The sequence below is a fragment of the Aquitalea pelogenes genome, from assembly GCF_041914625.1.
Classification (GTDB): domain Bacteria; phylum Pseudomonadota; class Gammaproteobacteria; order Burkholderiales; family Chromobacteriaceae; genus Aquitalea; species Aquitalea pelogenes.
In genome coordinates this window covers 1-16,612 of the sequence record NZ_JAYSDA010000019.1, presented here as the reverse complement: position 1 = coordinate 16,612, position 16,612 = coordinate 1, and the positions used below count along the sequence as shown (strand labels likewise).

Below are 16,612 nucleotides of genomic sequence, written 5' to 3'. Positions count from 1 at the left end.
AACCGCTTCCGCCGTGACGAGCAGCCGCGCGAGCAAGCCCCGCGCCGCGTGGAACGCAATGATGCGGCCAGCTATTACGACCCGGAAATCCTGCCGGCACCGGCTGCTGAACGGGAAAACCGCTTCCGCCGCGACGAACCGGTGCAGGAAAACGCACCACGCAAGCTGTTCTCCAAACCGGCAGATCGCCGGGAAGACAGCGCACCGCGTGAGCGCTTCCAGCGCGAGGACAGCCCGCGTCGCGATGCCCGTCATGAACGCAGCTGGGAACCGCGCGAGCGCGGCAACTCCCCGGCCAGCCTCAAGCCCTTTGACAACAAACACCGCATGGAGCGCGACCCGCGCCAGCACGACAGCCGCCAGGTCAGAAGTGCTGACAAACCGGCATGGAACGACAAGCTGGCCGCGCAAGCGGTATATGCGCTGACCGGCCTGCGCGACAAGCAACTGGCCTTGTTCGCCCCCTGCCCGCGCGGCCTGGAAATGACGCTGGTGGCCGAACTTAACGCACTGGGTGCCAACGATGTCAGCAAGGTGGACGGCGGGGTAGCCTTCCGTGGCGACGCCGACATCATGATGAAGGCCAACCTCTACAGCCGCACCGCCAGCCGTGTGCTGTTGAAGCTGGCCGAAGGCGGTTACCAGCAAGAAAGCGATATCTACCAGCTGGCCATGCAGATCGACTGGCCGCGCTGGTTCGATGTATCGCGCAGCATCAAGGTAAAAACCGATGCCATCGGCGCACAGCTGCGCAGCCTGGATTTTGTTTCGCTCAAGGTAAAGGACGCCGTGTGCGACCGCTTCCGTCAGGCCAATGCCGGTCGTCCCAATGTGGACACCCGCACACCGGACATGCGCATCCACGCCTTCCTCACCCGCGACCATGCCACCATTTATCTGGATACCAGCGGCGAACCGCTGTTCAAGCGCGGCTGGCGTGAAGAAACCGGTGAAGCCCCGCTGCGGGAAAACCTGGCGGCCGGCATTCTGCTGATTGCCGGTTACGATGGCAGCCAGCCCTTGCTGGACCCGATGTGCGGCAGCGGCACCTTCCTGGTGGAAGCGGCCGACATCGCACTCAAACGCGCGCCGGGTCGCAACCGCCGCTTTGGTTTCCAGCGCCTGCGCGAATTTGACGCCCTGTCCTGGGAAGCGCTGCTGAGCGAAGCGCGCGCGGCAGAACTGCCGGTGCGTAATCTGGCGATCAAAGGCAGCGACCGCGCCCGCAACATGCTGCCGGTAGCCCGTGCCAACCTGCAACGCGCTGGTCTGGCCGATGCCATCGAGCTGCAGGCACAAGACGTGCTGCAAGCACGCCCGTTTGCCGATAGCGGCTTCATTGTCACCAACCCGCCTTATGGCGTGCGCATGGACGAGCAGGACGCGCTGGCCGAGCTGTACCCGCAGCTGGGTGACTGGCTGAAGGCCCACTTTGCCGGCTGGACTGCCCACTTCTTTACCGGCGACTTGCGCCTGTCCGACCTGATCCACCTGTCGGTCAAGCGCCGCACCCCGCTGTTCAACGGCTCGCTGCCCTGCCGTCTGTTTGCCATCCCCATGGTGGCTGGCAGCGCTCGCCGGGAAAAGCCGGCAGCAGATGATGCCAACGCAGATGACAGCGCTGCCGAATAAGACGCTGTAAATGTAATGGACAAGGCCCGGCGGTGCCGGGCCCTGTGCAATCACATCAGTTACTTTGTCAGCAGCCTGACAAGCCCGGCATTCCCGGGCTTGTTTGCTTTACTGCCTGCATCCCTTTGCAGGCAGCAACTAAAATAAAATCTGCCGCCGGCAGAATGTTTCACTGACCAACACGTCGACACCACCATGCAAACTTCTTTCATTTCCGCCACGGTCTTGCTGATCCTGATTACCGATCCGCTCGGTAATATTCCGCTGTTCATCTCCGCACTCAAACAAGTCAAACCGGAGCGCCGCAAGAAAGTGGTGTACCGCGAATGCCTGATCGCTTTTCTGGTGCTGCTGACTTTCATGTTTTTCGGGCGGAATTTTCTGGACGTGATGCACCTGACCGATCAGTCCATGCAGGTAGCAGGCGGGGTAATCCTGTTCCTGATTGCGCTGAAAATGATTTTCCCCAGCGAAGGCGGTAGCGTGTTCGGCAGCGACAAGATGCACGGCGAGCCCTTTATCGTGCCGATTGCCATTCCGCTGATTGCCGGCCCTTCGGCCATGGCCACGGTATTGCTGATGTCCACCCGCGAACCGGCGCGCATGCTGGAATGGATAGGCGCGCTCACCATCTGCATGCTGGTGACTACCGTGGTGTTCCTGTTTTCCGGGCGCTTGCAAAAGCTGCTGGGGGAGCAGGCCATTACTGCACTGGAACGCCTGATGGGACTGGTGCTGACCGCGATTTCGATTGAAATGCTATTGGGCGGGGTGGCGTCTTATATTCGCCAGTTTCATTGAGTGGCAAGAAGCGCTGGTGCCACCAACGGGCACCAGTTCTTGTTCTCAGCGTGAACGGACGATCAGGTCAGCCGCACGCGAAGATGTGGTCAAGCGGTTGCTAACCGACTGGCCATAGGCTGCGGCTTCGAGTTCAGCGGTTTCCTTCACATCGGCCACCGCTTCCTGCGCACTGGCGGGGGTAGCCGGGCTTCCGCCACTAGCAGATTGCAACTGCTGACGCAGACTGGCCACGGCACGATGTGCACTTTCCTTGTCGGAACGCTGCACCCGCAGCTCTTCTTGCAATTCTGCCTGCTGCTTGCGCAAGTTGTCGCACTCCTTGCGCAACTCGTCACATTGCTGACGCAGCGCGCGTACATCGTCGTAGGATTGCGCCAGCTTGTCATGGGTTTCACCCAGCTCGCGCTCCACTGCGACCAGCCGCGACTCGGTTTCCCCCAGTCGATTGGCAGACTCATCCAGCCGTGGTGCCGCCCGCTCCAGCTCCTGTTGCTGGCGGGCATTGAGTGCCAGCACCATGCTCAGTTGCTGACTGGTGGCTTCCAGTTCGGCAGCCTGTCGCTCGAAGGCCTCGGCCAGCTCGGCACGCAGCGCATCCAGCTCTTCACGCTCGGTTTGCCAGCCTGCCTGGGCGGCTCGCAGATGCTGATTGGCAAATTGCTGGGCATGCTGCCAGACGGCATCAATTGCTGCCAGGCCAGCCTCTTCGACCGGCGTGGGCAGCTTGCTACCCAGTGGCGCGGGGCTGACCGGCTGAATCTTGCGCCATTCCTTGAGTACCAGACTGGCCACATTCATGTCGACGTTGGCACATTTGCGAACCTCATCCAGCGCGGGCAGTGCGTGGTAGCCTGACTTGGCATACAGCTCGGTAGCAACGCGATGGATACGCTCGCGTACTTCGGCAGGAATCGTGTCGGCCTTTACCATGAAATCATCCTTTAACGGTCTGCGGACAACAGTCCACCGATAACACCAGCATTCATTCATCAAGCCTGCTTGCGGCACAGTGCAGCAAATTACAAGCTGTCCGCCATCCCTTCGTTCCGGTAAGGCGAAATGCTGATAAAGGGAAGATTCTTTCCTGCTCACGCTAAATGAACAATCCGAAAAAGCTGTCAGAAGTGACGGCAGCGTGCGCATTAGTTGCAAGAATTTTCTGAACTTCCAAACACCCTGCACATGAATCTGCATTTTCCGCTACAGCTTAGGGATATCAGCAATTAGCCAAAAACCCAGCGCTTGCTAGGATGTGCCCAACAACAGGATCCATCAGGATCCGGAACAACGCTCAACCTCTGAATATCCGAGAACAAGAGACCAGACATGCAAGCCAAAACACCGCTCCACTCGCGCCTGTATTTCCAGGTGCTGGTTGCCATCTCCATCGGCGTACTGATGGGGGCTTTCTATCCGGAAGCCGCCGCCAAGATGAAGCCGCTGGGTGATGCATTCATCAAGCTGATCAAGATGATGATCGCCCCCATCATTTTCTCCACCGTGGTGGTGGGCATTGCCAAGATGGGCGACATGAAGGAAGTGGGCCGCGTCGGCGTCAAGGCGCTGTTTTACTTTGAAGTCGTGACTACGCTGGCACTGGTGATTGGCCTGGTGGTGGTGAACCTGCTGCAGCCCGGTGCCGGCCTGAATGTGGACCCGCACACGCTGGATGCCAAGTCGGTGGCCAAGTTTGCCGCCGGTGCCAAGGACATGAATACCGTCGACTTCCTGCTGCACATCATCCCGGATACCGTGGTGGGCGCGTTTGCCACCGGTGAAATCCTGCAGGTATTGCTGTTCTCGGTATTGCTGGGCCTGGCACTCACCCGCATGGGCAGCAGCGGCAAGACCGTCATTTCCATGCTGGACGAGTTCTCGCATGCGCTGTTCGGCGTAATCAACATGCTGATGAAGCTGGCCCCGATCGGTGCGTTCGGTGCCATGGCCTTCACCATTGGCAAATACGGTGTGGGTTCGCTCAAACAGCTGGGCTTCCTGATGGCCTGCGTTTACCTCACCTGCTTTGCCTTCGTCTTCATCGTGCTGGGCGCCATCGCCCGCTTCAATGGCTTCAGCATCTTCAAGTTCCTGGCCTTCATCAAGGAAGAAATCGTGCTGGTGCTGGGTACATCTTCGTCCGAATCCGCCCTGCCGGGCATGATGAAGAAGATGGAACACCTGGGCTGCGCCAAACCGGTGGTGGGCATGGTGATACCGACCGGTTACTCCTTCAACCTGGACGGTACTTCCATCTACCTGACCATGGCAGCCATCTTCATTGCCCAGGCTACCAATGTGCAGCTGAGCCTGGGTGAAGAGCTGGGCATCATCGGCGTATTGCTGCTCACTTCCAAGGGCGCAGCTGCCGTTACCGGCGGCGGTTTCATCACCCTGGCAGCCACGCTGGCCACACTGGGCGGCAAGCTGCCGGTGGAAGGCCTGGCGCTGCTGATTGGTGTGGACCGTTTCATGTCCGAAGCACGCGCCATCACGAACCTGATTGGCAATGGCGTGGCCACCGTGGTGGTAGCCAAGTGGGAAAAGGCGCTGGATACCGACCGCATGCAGCGTGTGCTGAATGGTGAAGTGCTGCCAGAGCCGGATGCAGCACCCGCCAAACACTGATTAATGTTGTACCTCGTTCGACCTTTCAGTCAGCTTATGGCCCGTCATACGACGGGCTGTTTTTTTGCTGGGCAAAGAAGTCGACCAGAAAATCCACAAATACCCTTACCTTGCCCGGCACATGGCGGCGAACCGGGTACACAGCGGATACGTCCAGGCAGGACCAGCGGTAGTCATCCAGAATGGTTTGCAGCTGTCCGGACTCCAGCGCTTGCTGGAGCAGGAATTCCGGCTGACGGGTGATACCCATGCCATGGACGGCGGCGTCGGTGAGGATGTCGCCATTATTGGCGCGCAGGCTACCCTTGATACGCACCCTGCCCGGCTGGCCATCCGGCCCTTGGTATTCCCACAAATGGGGCTGGTTGATCAGGGTGTAGATCAGGCAGTCATGCTGGGCCAGTTCGTCCGGATGCTGCGGCACGCCGTGGCGCAACAGATAGTCCGGTGATGCGCACAGACGGTCTCGCACCTTGGCCAGTGGCCGGGCAATCAGGCTGGAATCGTCCAGATTGGACACGCGGATTGCCAGGTCAAAGCCTTCATCCACCAGATCCACCTTGCGGTCATTCAGCGACAGTTCCACCTCCACCTGCGGATGCTGGCGCTGAAAACCGGCAATCGCCCGTCCCAGAAAGCGCATGCCGAAAGAAACCGGCGCCGTCACCCGCAAGCGGCCACTGGCCTTGCTGGCACCTTGCGACAGCAGCGCGTCCAGGTCTTCCAGTTCCGCCAGCAGTGCGCCGCCTTGCGCCAGATAGGTTTCACCCGCTTCGGTCAGCGACAGGCGACGGGTGGTACGATGCATCAGCCGCACGCCCAGCCGGGCTTCCAGTGCCGACACCAGCTTGGTTACCATGGCACGCGACAGGTCCAGCCTGTCTGCTGCAGCGGCAAAGCTGCCTTGCTCGGCCACGGTGACAAAGGCGCGGATTTCCGAGAATCTGTCCATACAATTTCCAATTAGTAAATAATTTCTTCATTTATAGCATGTTTATCAAGCGATAAGTGCATGGTCAAATACTCCCACTGCCACCGCCCATCCACACACGGGCTTTAACCGCTACAGGAGTCTTGCCATGAACACCACCTCTCCCGCACTTTCCGCCCTGATTCTGCGCGTATCCCTGGGCCTGATGTATCTGGCACATGGTGCTACCAAGCTGTTTGTCTTCGGCCCGGCCGGTACTGCCCAGTTCTTCTCCAGCCTCGGCCTCCCCGGCTTTGTCGGCTATCTGTCCATGGCCGCTGAAATCGGTGGTGGCCTGCTGCTGATCCTGGGACTGAAAGCACGTTGGGTTGCACTGGCGCTGGTGCCGCTGCTGGCCGGCACCATCGTACTGGTGCATGGTGCCAATGGCTGGATGTTCACCAATCAGGGCGGCGGCTGGGAATATTCCGCCTTCCTGATCACCAGCTCGCTGGCACTGTTCTTCTTGGGTGAACCTGCTGGGCGTCAACAGCAGTAAACCGACTTATCCCCCATCTCTCACGCGGCACGCCAGCTCTGGCGGGCCGCGTTTTTGCGTTCCGTCCCGGTCACTGCGGCCTTGCCAGCCCACGCCATCCCGCTATGCTGAACGCATGGCGGCCATACTGAGCCGGACATCGCGGTTCAGGGGTGTGGCATTGCGGTTGCATTCACCCGCCATTTTGTTGACGGCCATCAAGCCAGTTTCACATCGCTGCTGTAGCTAAATTACAATATTGGCATGATGCAGACAGTTGCAAACTGCCTACACATTCAGCAGAAAACCGGGTTTAATCCTGCAATAACAACATTCTTGCGTTTAACGGGCTGATTAGGCACTTGCCTTACGCGCCGAGTTGCGGCTTAATCCTGCCCCAACAATCGCTCGTAATAAAATAACTGTTGCAATCAACTCCTGAGGAGTTTCACATGGGCTCTCCCGCGCCACGACTGGACATTCTCGCCCCCCTTTCCGGGTGGCTGGTCGCTCTGGATACCGTCCCCGACCCGGTTTTTGCCGGCAAAATGGTGGGTGACGGCATTTCCCTGGACCCGACCTCCTGCTCGCTGCTGGCTCCGGTCAGCGGTACCGTAAGCAATATTCATACTGCGCATCATGCACTGACCATCACCTCGGACAATGGCGTCGAAGTGCTGGTGCATATCGGCATCGACACCGTCATGCTCAAGGGCGAAGGCTTTGTGCCGCTGGTGGAGCAAGGCCAGCAGGTGAAGGCCGGTCAGGCCTTGATCGACTTCGACCTCGACCTGGTCGCCTGCACCGCCCCCAGCCTGCTCACCCAGATCATCATCACCAATGGTGAAGTGGTGGAGAAGCTCACCTGCGCCAGCGGTCTGGTCGAAGCGGGCAAGAGCATCATCATGACGCTGGACCTGCAAGGCAGCGCTGAAGCCGCCAGCCAGGCCGAAGGCGAAACCCTGAGTTCGGAAACCATCACCCTGACCAACCCGGCCGGCCTGCATGCCCGTCCGGCTGCTGTATTTGCCAGCGCCGCCAAACGCTTTGCAGCGGATATCCAGCTGCAACTGGGCGACAAGGTGGCCAATGCCAAATCCGTGGTCGGCATCATGGGCCTGGCTACCGTCAATGGCGATCAGGTGCGGGTACTGGCCACCGGGCCGGATGCCGCCGCTGCCATTGCCGAACTGTCCCAACTGCTGCTGGACCGCTGCGGCGAGAGCCTGGACGAAGCGCCGGCCGCAGCCGCCCCGGCTGCTACCCAGCCAGTGCAACAGGACAGCGCTGGCGTACTGGCTGGCGTAGGTGCTTCGCCCGGCATCGCCATTGGCCGCATCTTCCACCACCGCCTGCAAGAGTTTGACGTGGTGGAAGCCGGTGCCGCTGGCGTGGTGGAGCAGCAAAACTTCACCCGTGCAACCGAAGAAGCTGCCGAGCAGATTGAAACCATCAAGGCCCAGCTGCAAGACCAGGCCAAGCGCGCCATCCTGTCCATGCATCAGGAGCTGCTGCAAGACCCGGACCTGCTGGCCCTGACCTATGCAGGCCTTGCCGATGGCAAATCCGCCGCCTGGGCCTGGCGTGCTGCCTTCAGCGCCTACTCTGCCCGTCTGGAAGCGCAGGACAATGCCCTGCTGCGTGAGCGTGCCAACGACATCCGCGATGTAGGCCGCCGCGTGCTGGCCTTGCTGGCTGGCGTCAAGCAAGCCGAGCTGGATGTACCGGCCGGTTCCATCCTGATTGCAGAAGACCTGGCACCATCCGACACTGCTGCGCTGGACCCGGGCAAGGTACTGGGGTTCTGCACCCGCACCGGCGGAGCCACCAGCCATGTGGCCATTCTGGCCCGCTCGCTGGGCATTCCGGCCATTTGCGGCATCTCGCAAGCTGCGCTGGCTCTGCAAGATGGCCGTGAAGTGATTCTGGACGGCACCGCCGGTACCCTGAACATTGCCCCCACCGCCACCGAGAAGGCCGAGGCGGAAGCCGCCATCGCCCGTCTGGCTGAACGTCGCGCCGCCGAACAGGCCATGTCGCAACAGCCGGGCCAAACCAGCGATGGCAGCCGTATCGAAGTAGTGGCCAATATCCGCAATGCCGCCGATGCCCGTGACGCCGTGAAAGCCGGTGCCGAAGGCGTGGGCCTGTTGCGCTCGGAATTCCTGTTCGATAACCGCGACACCGCACCGTCCGAAGCCGAACAGGCTGCCGAATACTGCGCGGTGGCCCGCGAGCTGGGCAGCGATCGCCCGCTGGTAGTGCGCACGCTGGACGTAGGTGGCGACAAGCCGCTGTCCTACCTGCCGCTGCCCAAGGAAGACAACCCCTTCCTCGGCCTGCGCGGCATCCGCGTCAGCCTGGATCGCCCCGATCTGCTGCGCACCCAGTTGCGTGCCATTCTGCAAGCTGCTCCGCTCACCCGCCTGCACATCATGTTCCCCATGGTGGCGTCCCTGGACGAGCTGCGCGCCGCCAAGGCCATTCTGGCCGAAGAGCAGGCCAGCAGCGGCCATGCCGACGTCAAGGTAGGCATCATGGTGGAAGTACCGTCTGCCGCGATCCTGGCTGCGCGTTTTGCACCGGAAGTGGATTTCTTCTCCATCGGCACCAACGACCTCACCCAGTACGTACTGGCGATGGACCGTGGCCATCCGCAGCTGGCCAAGCAGGCCGATGCCTTGCATCCGGGCGTGCTGGCCATGATTGCCATGACTTGCGACGGCGCCCGTACCCACGGCAAGTGGGTGGGCGTGTGCGGTGGCCTGGCGTCCGACGAACGTGCGGCCCCGGTGCTGGTAGGCCTGGGCGTGACCGAGCTGTCGGTCAGCACACCGGCCGTGGCCAGCGTCAAGGCCACACTGGCGCGCTGGAGCATGGACGAATGCCGTACGCTGGCCCAGCAGGTGCTGGCACTGGGCACGGTGGCCGAAGTGCGCGCCCATCTGGCACAACAGGCGCGCTAAGCGCGACGAACCTGCCGTCCGGCTTTGCCCGGACGGTGCTGGCTCCTCGCCTGCTGATGCAGGCGGGAGCATTACGCAGGAATCACTATCATGTTTGATCAATCCTTCGCTTTTCTGCAGAAAATCGGCAAGGCACTGATGCTGCCCGTTGCCGTACTGCCGGTAGCCGGCCTGTTGCTGGGCATTGGCGCAACCGACTTCCACACCCAGAGCACCGTGCTGCTGGCCATCCTGTCGCTGATGAAAAACGCCGGTGACGTGATTTTCGGCAACCTGCCGCTGATCTTTGCCGTGGGCGTGGCGCTGGGCTTTACTGAAAACGACGGTGTGGCCGCCATTGCCGCCACCATCGGCTTCCTGGTGATGACCACCACGCTGGGCGTGATGGCCGGGCTGCTGGGCGTGAAACCCGACACCATCATGGGCATGCCGTCGATCCAGACCGGTGTGTTCGGCGGCATTCTGGCCGGTGGTCTGGCGGCTTACATGTTCAACAAGTACTACCGCATCAGCCTGCCGCAGTATCTGGGCTTCTTTGCCGGCAAGCGCTTTGTGCCCATCGTCACCGCCGTGGCTGCCATCGTGCTGGGTGCGGTACTGTCCTTCGTCTGGCCGCCCATCGGTGGTGCCATCAAGACCTTCTCGCAATGGGCTGCCGTGAGCGACCCGCGCACTGCCGCCACCGTGTACGGTTTCGTCGAGCGTCTGCTGATTCCGTTTGGCCTGCACCACATCTGGAACGTGCCCTTCTTCTTTGAAATGGGCGACTTTGTCGATGCCAGCGGCAAACACATCCACGGCGACATCAACCGCTTCTTTGCCGGTGATCCGACCGCAGGCGTGCTGTCCGGTGCCTTCTTGTTCAAGATGTTCGGTCTGCCGGCTGCTGCCATCGCCATCTGGCACACTGCCAAGCCGGAAAACCGGGTGAAAGTGGGCGGCATCATGATTTCCGCCGCACTGACTTCCTTCCTGACCGGTATTACCGAACCTATCGAATTCGCCTTCCTGTTCGTGGCTCCGGTGCTGTATTTCATCCATGCCTGCCTGGCAGCATCGGCCCAGTTCGTGGCCAACTCGCTGGACATGCACATGGGCTTCACCTTCTCGCAAGGTGGCATCGACTTTTTGATGTTCAACCTGATCGGCAACAAATCGCACCATGCCTGGTATGTATTCATCCTGGGGCCGATCTACGCCGTCATCTACTACAGCGTGTTCCGCTTCGTCATCCTGAAATTCAACCTGAAAACACCGGGTCGTGAAGATGAAGACAGCAGCAGCGAAGGTGCGGTAAGCGAAGACCAGCGCGCCCGCGCTCTGGTACTGGCCTTTGGCGGCCGCAGCAACATCACCAATCTGGATGCCTGCATCACCCGTCTGCGCATTGCCGTGAAAAACCCGGCACAGGTGGACCAGGCCAAGCTCAAGGCCATGGGTGCATCCGGCGTGGTACAGGTAGGTAGCGGCATTCAGGCCATTTTCGGGCCGCAATCGGAAAACCTGAAAACCGATATGGAGATCTACCTGAAAACCGCTGGTGACGATGCCGAACTGCCTGCGGCAGCAGCAGCCAGTGCAGCCACTGCAACAGCCCATGCTCCGGCAGCAGTCAGCAGCACCCCGGCCGACCCGCAACTGGCCGCTACAGCCGCAGCCATCCTGGCCGCACTGGGTGGCCGTGGCAATGTGCAGCAGGTGGAAGCCATTGCCCACACCCGCCTGCGCGTGCAGCTGAAACAGGCGGCCAGCCTGAATGAAGCAGCGGCCCGCGAAGCCGGCGTCATGGCCTGCGTGCAGACCCAGCCGGGCACCTGGCATCTGATTGTTGGTGACAAGGCCGGTGCGCTGGCGCAAGCCTTGCAGGGCTGATTAGCTTTGCTAGCAACAAAAAGGGCTGCCTTGGCAGCCCTTTTTCATGGTGCGCTGGTAGCGCAGAGGAGAACACGCTTACAAGGCAAACAACTGGCGCAGATGCAGGGCCACGCCGGACTGTGCATTGCTGGCCACGGTTTGTGCCTGCGGCAGCTGCGATGCAAGCCTCGGGTGGGCATTCGCCATCACCCGCGGGTGGCCCACGGTTTGCAGCAGTTCGATATCGTTCTGGCCATCGCCAAACGCCAGGCAATCAGCCGTATCGATAGCCAGCTCGTCCAGCACCAGTTGCAGCGCATGGCCCTTGGAGACGCCGGGTGCCATCACCTCCAGACAATTGTCCGCCGAGAAGGTGATATAGGCACGGTCACCCAGCGCTGCATGTAGCTTGGCCTCAACCGTCAGCAAATGGGCATGGTCCGCAATGTAGAGAACCTTGGCCACCCCTGCTCCATCATGCTGATGCAAGGGCGCAATCTGGTAGTGCAGGCCGGAGTCGGCATGCAGATCCAGCAGATACTGGTAGGGTTGGTCGATCAGCCAGGCATCATCCAGATAGAAATTCAGCACCGTCCCGGCAGCAAATTCCGGCTGGGCAATCTGGCGCACGATGGCGGGGTCCAGATTGCTGCTGTGGATCAGGCGGTTGTCCGGGTCATGCACCCGCGCGCCATTGGAGCTGATCAGATAAGCAGCAATTCCCAGCGCATCCCGGATGCCTTTTACATCCAGATAATGACGGCCGGTAGCCAGCGCAAAACGCAGGCCGCGTGCTTCCAGTTGTTGCAGGGTTTGCGCAGTCAGCGCGTTGACGCAGTGGTGTTCATCCAGCAAGGTGCCGTCCAGGTCGGAGGCAATGAAACGGTACACGGCAGGACTCCGCATGAGTGTGGGAGCAAGCGATTTTACACCCCCTGCCATGTAGCTGCAGGACTACACTGCGGCGGGAGCAAAAATGCAAAAAGCCAAGCATTGAGCTTGGCTTTTGCGTGAATTCTGGTGGTGTAGTTCCCCGTTACAGGAAACCGCCCTGCCTCATCGGCGAGGACACCATAGGAGAGATTATATACGAATACGGAAGCCCGAGGAGAGTTCGCAGCCTCCCGCGCACTTCCTACCTTCTTTGCCACTGGTCGGCCCGACTTTATCGACACCTGCTCCCTGCAGTCCGTTCCGGAAGGCCGCCGACACATGGGGCTGGATGTCCGACTATCTGATTGTGCAAGGCCAGCCGTTAACGACCAATCGGCCATCATCGCGGATTCGCCACTCAACCTCTCTCTCCGGAACATCTACGCCTTCAATGGATGAGTTGTACCGGTCAGTCAGATAGTGAAATCGCTGGTTTGTTGAGCCGACCCAGTTCCTTGAGCGGTCAGGGTTCAATGCTTCGTAAGGACCATCGACAAGCACATCGGTCCATGCCAGCAAGCCTCGCGTGCCAAGCAGCGACAAATCGTTCAGTTCCTCAAGCGTGTAGCCGGTGAACGTCATGACTGACAACCCTGCACGTGATACCGCCTCGGCTACCACAGCAAGTCCCTGCGCCTGAAGAAATGGTTCGCCACCAAGAAACGTGACCCCCTCCAGACCCCACTCATCGTGTGCCGCGAGCAAGCGTTCAATCATGGTCTCCGCACTCAGAATGTCGCGTTCCATGATCTTCAGGTAGCCCGGATTGCAGCACCCGATACAACGCTTGTCGCAGCCTTGGACCCAAAGTGCCGCACGTCTTCCGGGCCCCTCAACTTCCGTGCAAGGTATCCACGACGCCAGATTCAACCAAGACACGGGTCACTCCAGTTCGAAGTCGAAGTTCGGTTTGGACCCAGCTTGTACAACCCTAATGGTTCGACCTTGGGATCTCTCTGGGGAGCCGACCTGATCAAATAGGAACTGAGCTAGTGGGTCGAACAAGTAAATTGTCAGCGCGTTGAGAACACCACGCCCTCCGCTGCTTCGATCGACCATGCCAACGATCGACTGCAGCGCCTTGGTCTCGTCAACGAATTGCAGCGCAGAAGCTCCCCATTTTTCGCTGAGGCGGTGCCGCAGTGGCTCGAGCTTTGATCGAGCAATGTCGACGAGAAACTTGTCATCCGCCATAAAGTTGAAGGGGATGATGTTCCCCTCGCCGATACGGCCAAGCAATTCCGGCCGCTTCAGTTCATTCACAAAATGCGCACGGACTCTCTCGACAAAGGCTGATCGCGCGTCCGGGTTGTCCGCTTCGATTTGTGCCGCCCCAATGTTCGACGTGAACACAATAACGGTGTCGGAAAACAGAACGGTATCCCCCTTGCCGTCAGTCAGTCTTCCGTCCTCCAGGATCTGAAGGAACTTATCAAGAATCCTCGGGTGCGCCTTTTCGATCTCGTCGAATAGAAGCAAGGAGAATGGGCGCTTCTTCACTGCATTGGTGCCTTTGCCGCCCTTTACCATCATTTCAGGTTGAAGGACAAGGTGCTTAATTCAATGCTACCTTGATACAGTAATTTGAATGGAGGAATGATGCGGGTATTGCTGGTCGAAGATGACCCCATGATCGGTGACGCGATCCAGGGCGCGTTGAAGGATGCGTCCTACGCCGCCGATTGGGTGAAGGACGGGCAGATGGCGCTCACGACGCTGGGCTGCCAGCACTATGACTTGGTGTTGCTCGACCTGGGCCTGCCCGGCAAAGATGGATTGGAGGTACTGGCCAGCATCCGCGCCAAGGACAACCCGATCCCCCTGCTCATCATCACGGCGCGTGACGGCCTGGATGACCGTCTGCGCGGCCTGGATGGCGGGGCCGACGACTACGTGTCCAAGCCCTTCCAGATGGCGGAGCTACTGGCCAGGATGCGTGCCGTCCTACGGCGCAAGGGCGGCACGGCGGCGCCTGTCCTCAGCAATGGCGTGGTGTCGCTCGATCCAGCCACCAAAGAGGCCAGCGTCAACGGCGGGTCCCCACTGCAACTTTCCAACCGTGAGTTCTCGCTGCTGCAAGCCCTGCTGGTGCGACCTGGTGCCATTCTCTCGCGTAGCGAGCTGGAGGATCGCATCTACGGCTGGGGGGAGGAAGTCGAAAGCAATGCCGTCGAATTTCTGATCCATGCCCTGCGGCGCAAGCTGGGCAGCGAGGTCATCAAAAACGTCAGGGGGGTCGGATGGATGGTTTCAAAAAGCGCTTGAACGAATCGGTTCAGCTCAAGCTGTCCTTCACCCTGTCCCTGGCCATCCTCGCGGTGGCCATTGTGGCGGGCGTCTTTTCGTTCCTGTCCGCCTTCGACGAGGCCCACGAGCTACAGGATGACGTGCTACGCCAAGTGGCGCAGCTCATCGATCGCCAGCGTCTGTCGCCGGCCGCACCGACCACCGATACCCGACTCAAGTATGTCGATGAAGAATCTCGCGTCATCGTCCAGCGCTTGGGGGAAGCCAGTTCCTCTGCGGCAAGCGTGGATGCAGGTGGCACACTTTCCCTGCCGACGACACTGACTGATGGGCTGCATACCCTGGAGCTTGGCGGTGAGACCTTCCGCGTGCTTGTCAAGACTACGGCTGTCGGCGAACGCATTGCCGTGGCTCAGGAATCCGGCTTCCGCAATGAAATCGCCCGCGATGGCGCGCTGCGCACGGTGATGCCTTTCCTGATTCTTGTGCCGGTGCTGCTGTTGATCGTCGCTGACCTGGTGCGCAAGATGTTCCGGCCCATTGCCGCGCTTTCCAAGGAAATCGACGAGCGTGCCGAGCAGGAACTGCACCCCGTCGAGGACCGACACCTTCCGGTCGAGGTGCGTCCGTTTGCCGTGGCGATCAATCGCTTGCTCGCCCGTGTCGGCCAGTCAATGGAATCTCAACGACGCTTCGTAGCGGATGCCGCACACGAGCTACGTTCGCCGCTTACAGCCATGTCGCTGCAAGCGGAACGGCTGGCAGACGCGGAAATGTCCGAGCTGGCACGTGATCGGCTAACAGTGCTGCGCCAAGGGATCGAGCGTGGCCGTAGCCTGCTGGATCAACTCCTGACTTTGGCCAAGGCGCAGTCGGCTGCCGACTTGCCGCAGTCGCAGGTATCCGTTCAAGGCATCTACCGCCGCGTACTGGAAGACCTCATGCCGCTGGCCGAGGCCAAGCACATCGACATCGGTGTCGAAGGCACACAAGACGCCCAGGTGTGGGCGAGCGAACTGGACATGATCGCCTTGGTCAAGAACTTGGTTGATAACTCCATCCGCTACACCCCAGAGGGCGGGCGTGTCGATCTTTCCGTAGGTGTGTCGGACGGAAAAGCGAAGCTGCGCATCCAGGACAACGGGCCAGGTATTCCGTTGGCCGAACGTGACCGAGTTTTTAACCCCTTCTATCGCACGTTGGGCAGCGAGCAGATTGGCTCAGGTCTGGGGCTATCCATCGTCCAAACGATAGCTCTTCGCATCGGCGCAGAAATTCGCCTCGACTTCGCAGATGACGTTCAGCAAACTGGCTTAGTCGTTACGGTTATCGCTCCTATGAAGTAGCGATGCAGAACAACGTGGGAGAGGTAATGGTTTATTCAGTTGGATGGCTTTATTGGGCTTTGCTGTCCGCCGTTTTTGCGGCACTGACGGCAATTTTTGCCAAGGTAGGCATTCAAGGGGTCGATTCCGATCTGGCAACCTTGATCCGAACGGCCATCATCATCGTCGTCTTGTCGGCGTTTGTTGCCTACACGGGAAAGTGGGCCAACCCCTTTGAGTTGTCACCCAAGACATGGCTTTTCCTCGGGCTGTCCGGCTTGGCTACAGGCGCATCGTGGGTGTGCTACTTCCGTGCGCTCAAGATCGGCGATGCATCGAAGGTGGCTCCGGTAGACAAACTCAGTCTAGTACTGGTTGCGTTGTTCGCCTTCACCTTTCTGGGTGAACGTCCGTCGCTTCGCGAGTGGTCTGGTATCGCGATGGTGGCGGGAGGTGTTCTTTTGCTGGCTTTTAAGCGGTAGCCTCTTGGGCATTCAAACCGTAAATCTATGAAAACTCAGCTGACCTGCCTTAGGAGACCGAGCGATACACTCGAACTCTCAGGAGAAGATGCCCTGCGGAGGTCGGCTATGCGAACCTGGTGGTTTGCTGGTAGAGCCTGAATACAGGCAGCCAAGTTACCGTACCGGCAATTGCCCGTTCGAGACGAACTGATCAAAGCTGTCAACGCTCTCGCCGTCTTGCCAAGAACGATCCCATGAGCGTGGTTCAGCACTTTCCAGCAGCAAAAGGGTGAGGACGCGATCTCCTGTGGTGT

General features: G+C 59.9%; 14 protein-coding genes. 9 read left to right on the top strand and 5 right to left on the bottom strand.

All coding sequences use genetic code 11. The annotated features are described in order from the left end of the window. The coding region (locus tag ACE3SE_RS14615) for a THUMP domain-containing class I SAM-dependent RNA methyltransferase (protein WP_374556297.1) at positions 1–1,632 on the top strand (1,632 nt) is incomplete at its 5' end. A 195-nt stretch (positions 1,633–1,827) separates the two neighbouring features. Next, positions 1,828–2,433, top strand: coding sequence for a MarC family protein (locus tag ACE3SE_RS14610; RefSeq protein ID WP_045846629.1), 606 nt, complete (start codon positions 1,828–1,830; stop codon positions 2,431–2,433). 45 nt (positions 2,434–2,478) lie between these two features. Here ACE3SE_RS14610 and ACE3SE_RS14605 read toward each other — a convergent pair whose 3' ends face one another. After that, a complete protein-coding gene (locus tag ACE3SE_RS14605; protein ID WP_374556295.1) occupies positions 2,479–3,366 on the bottom strand; it encodes a DNA-binding protein in 888 nt (295 codons plus the stop codon). Positions 3,367–3,762: 396 nt separating this feature from the next. Here ACE3SE_RS14605 and ACE3SE_RS14600 point away from each other — a divergent pair, with 396 nt between their 5' ends. After that, entirely contained in the window at positions 3,763–5,061 is a 1,299-nt protein-coding gene (locus tag ACE3SE_RS14600; RefSeq protein WP_045846630.1) for a dicarboxylate/amino acid:cation symporter, read from the top strand. Positions 5,062–5,095: 34 nt separating this feature from the next. Here the strand turns inward: ACE3SE_RS14600 and ACE3SE_RS14595 are convergent, their stop codons facing one another. Next, positions 5,096–6,013 carry a LysR family transcriptional regulator gene (locus ACE3SE_RS14595; RefSeq protein WP_374556293.1) on the bottom strand — a complete coding sequence of 306 codons (918 nt, stop codon included), beginning with the start codon at positions 6,011–6,013 and terminating at the stop codon, positions 5,096–5,098. Positions 6,014–6,140: 127 nt separating this feature from the next. Here ACE3SE_RS14595 and ACE3SE_RS14590 point away from each other — a divergent pair, with 127 nt between their 5' ends. From ACE3SE_RS14590 to ptsG, 3 genes are all read left to right on the top strand, one after another. Continuing rightward, on the top strand, positions 6,141–6,530 hold the full coding sequence (locus ACE3SE_RS14590) for a DoxX family protein (protein ID WP_045846632.1): 390 nt from the start codon (positions 6,141–6,143) through the stop codon (positions 6,528–6,530). Positions 6,531–6,961: 431 nt separating this feature from the next. Next, entirely contained in the window at positions 6,962–9,475 is a 2,514-nt protein-coding gene (gene ptsP / locus ACE3SE_RS14585; protein ID WP_374556291.1) for a phosphoenolpyruvate--protein phosphotransferase, read from the top strand. 90 nt (positions 9,476–9,565) lie between these two features. Next, positions 9,566–11,347 (top strand): PTS glucose transporter subunit IIBC, encoded by a 1,782-nt coding sequence (ptsG, locus tag ACE3SE_RS14580; RefSeq protein WP_131357783.1) that lies wholly within the window; start codon positions 9,566–9,568, stop codon positions 11,345–11,347. A gap of 78 nt (positions 11,348–11,425) precedes the next feature. Here ptsG and ACE3SE_RS14575 read toward each other — a convergent pair whose 3' ends face one another. The 3 genes from ACE3SE_RS14575 to ACE3SE_RS14565 all read right to left on the bottom strand — a co-directional run bounded on the left by ACE3SE_RS14575 (position 11,426) and on the right by ACE3SE_RS14565 (position 13,822). Then, on the bottom strand, positions 11,426–12,220 hold the full coding sequence (locus ACE3SE_RS14575; RefSeq protein ID WP_131357780.1) for a Cof-type HAD-IIB family hydrolase: 795 nt from the start codon (positions 12,218–12,220) through the stop codon (positions 11,426–11,428). A gap of 339 nt (positions 12,221–12,559) precedes the next feature. Then, the gene (locus ACE3SE_RS14570; protein ID WP_374556288.1) at positions 12,560–13,141 is read right to left on the bottom strand and encodes a 4Fe-4S single cluster domain-containing protein; all 582 of its coding nucleotides are present in this window, start codon (positions 13,139–13,141) and stop codon (positions 12,560–12,562) included. A 3-nt stretch (positions 13,142–13,144) separates the two neighbouring features. Beyond that, positions 13,145–13,822: an AAA family ATPase gene (locus ACE3SE_RS14565; RefSeq protein ID WP_374556376.1), complete on the bottom strand. Its 678-nt coding sequence runs from the start codon at positions 13,820–13,822 to the stop codon at positions 13,145–13,147. Between the two features lie 39 nt (positions 13,823–13,861). Between ACE3SE_RS14565 and ACE3SE_RS14560 the strand changes: the two genes are divergently transcribed. From ACE3SE_RS14560 to ACE3SE_RS14550, 3 genes are read left to right on the top strand one after another with little or no spacing between them, the layout of a single operon-like run. Further along, the gene (locus ACE3SE_RS14560; RefSeq protein WP_374556374.1) at positions 13,862–14,527 is read left to right on the top strand and encodes a response regulator transcription factor; all 666 of its coding nucleotides are present in this window, start codon (positions 13,862–13,864) and stop codon (positions 14,525–14,527) included. Continuing rightward, positions 14,503–15,855, top strand: a complete 1,353-nt coding sequence (locus ACE3SE_RS14555; protein ID WP_374556286.1) for an ATP-binding protein — start codon at positions 14,503–14,505, stop codon at positions 15,853–15,855. Before ACE3SE_RS14560 ends, ACE3SE_RS14555 begins: the two co-directional genes overlap by 25 nt. 2 nt (positions 15,856–15,857) lie before the next feature. Continuing rightward, positions 15,858–16,316 (top strand): EamA family transporter, encoded by a 459-nt coding sequence (locus tag ACE3SE_RS14550; RefSeq protein WP_445290651.1) that lies wholly within the window; start codon positions 15,858–15,860, stop codon positions 16,314–16,316. Positions 16,317–16,612 lie beyond the last annotated feature (296 nt).

Coding starts and splice junctions, on each gene's coding strand:
- ACE3SE_RS14610 (WP_045846629.1), top strand. CDS start 1,828: ATGCAAACTTCTTTCATTTCCGCCACGGTCTTGCTGATCCTGATTACC.
- ACE3SE_RS14605 (WP_374556295.1), bottom strand. CDS start 3,366: ATGGTAAAGGCCGACACGATTCCTGCCGAAGTACGCGAGCGTATCCAT.
- ACE3SE_RS14600 (WP_045846630.1), top strand. CDS start 3,763: ATGCAAGCCAAAACACCGCTCCACTCGCGCCTGTATTTCCAGGTGCTG.
- ACE3SE_RS14595 (WP_374556293.1), bottom strand. CDS start 6,013: ATGGACAGATTCTCGGAAATCCGCGCCTTTGTCACCGTGGCCGAGCAA.
- ACE3SE_RS14590 (WP_045846632.1), top strand. CDS start 6,141: ATGAACACCACCTCTCCCGCACTTTCCGCCCTGATTCTGCGCGTATCC.
- ptsP (WP_374556291.1), top strand. CDS start 6,962: ATGGGCTCTCCCGCGCCACGACTGGACATTCTCGCCCCCCTTTCCGGG.
- ptsG (WP_131357783.1), top strand. CDS start 9,566: ATGTTTGATCAATCCTTCGCTTTTCTGCAGAAAATCGGCAAGGCACTG.
- ACE3SE_RS14560 (WP_374556374.1), top strand. CDS start 13,862: ATGCGGGTATTGCTGGTCGAAGATGACCCCATGATCGGTGACGCGATC.
- ACE3SE_RS14555 (WP_374556286.1), top strand. CDS start 14,503: ATGGATGGTTTCAAAAAGCGCTTGAACGAATCGGTTCAGCTCAAGCTG.
- ACE3SE_RS14550 (WP_445290651.1), top strand. CDS start 15,858: ATGCAGAACAACGTGGGAGAGGTAATGGTTTATTCAGTTGGATGGCTT.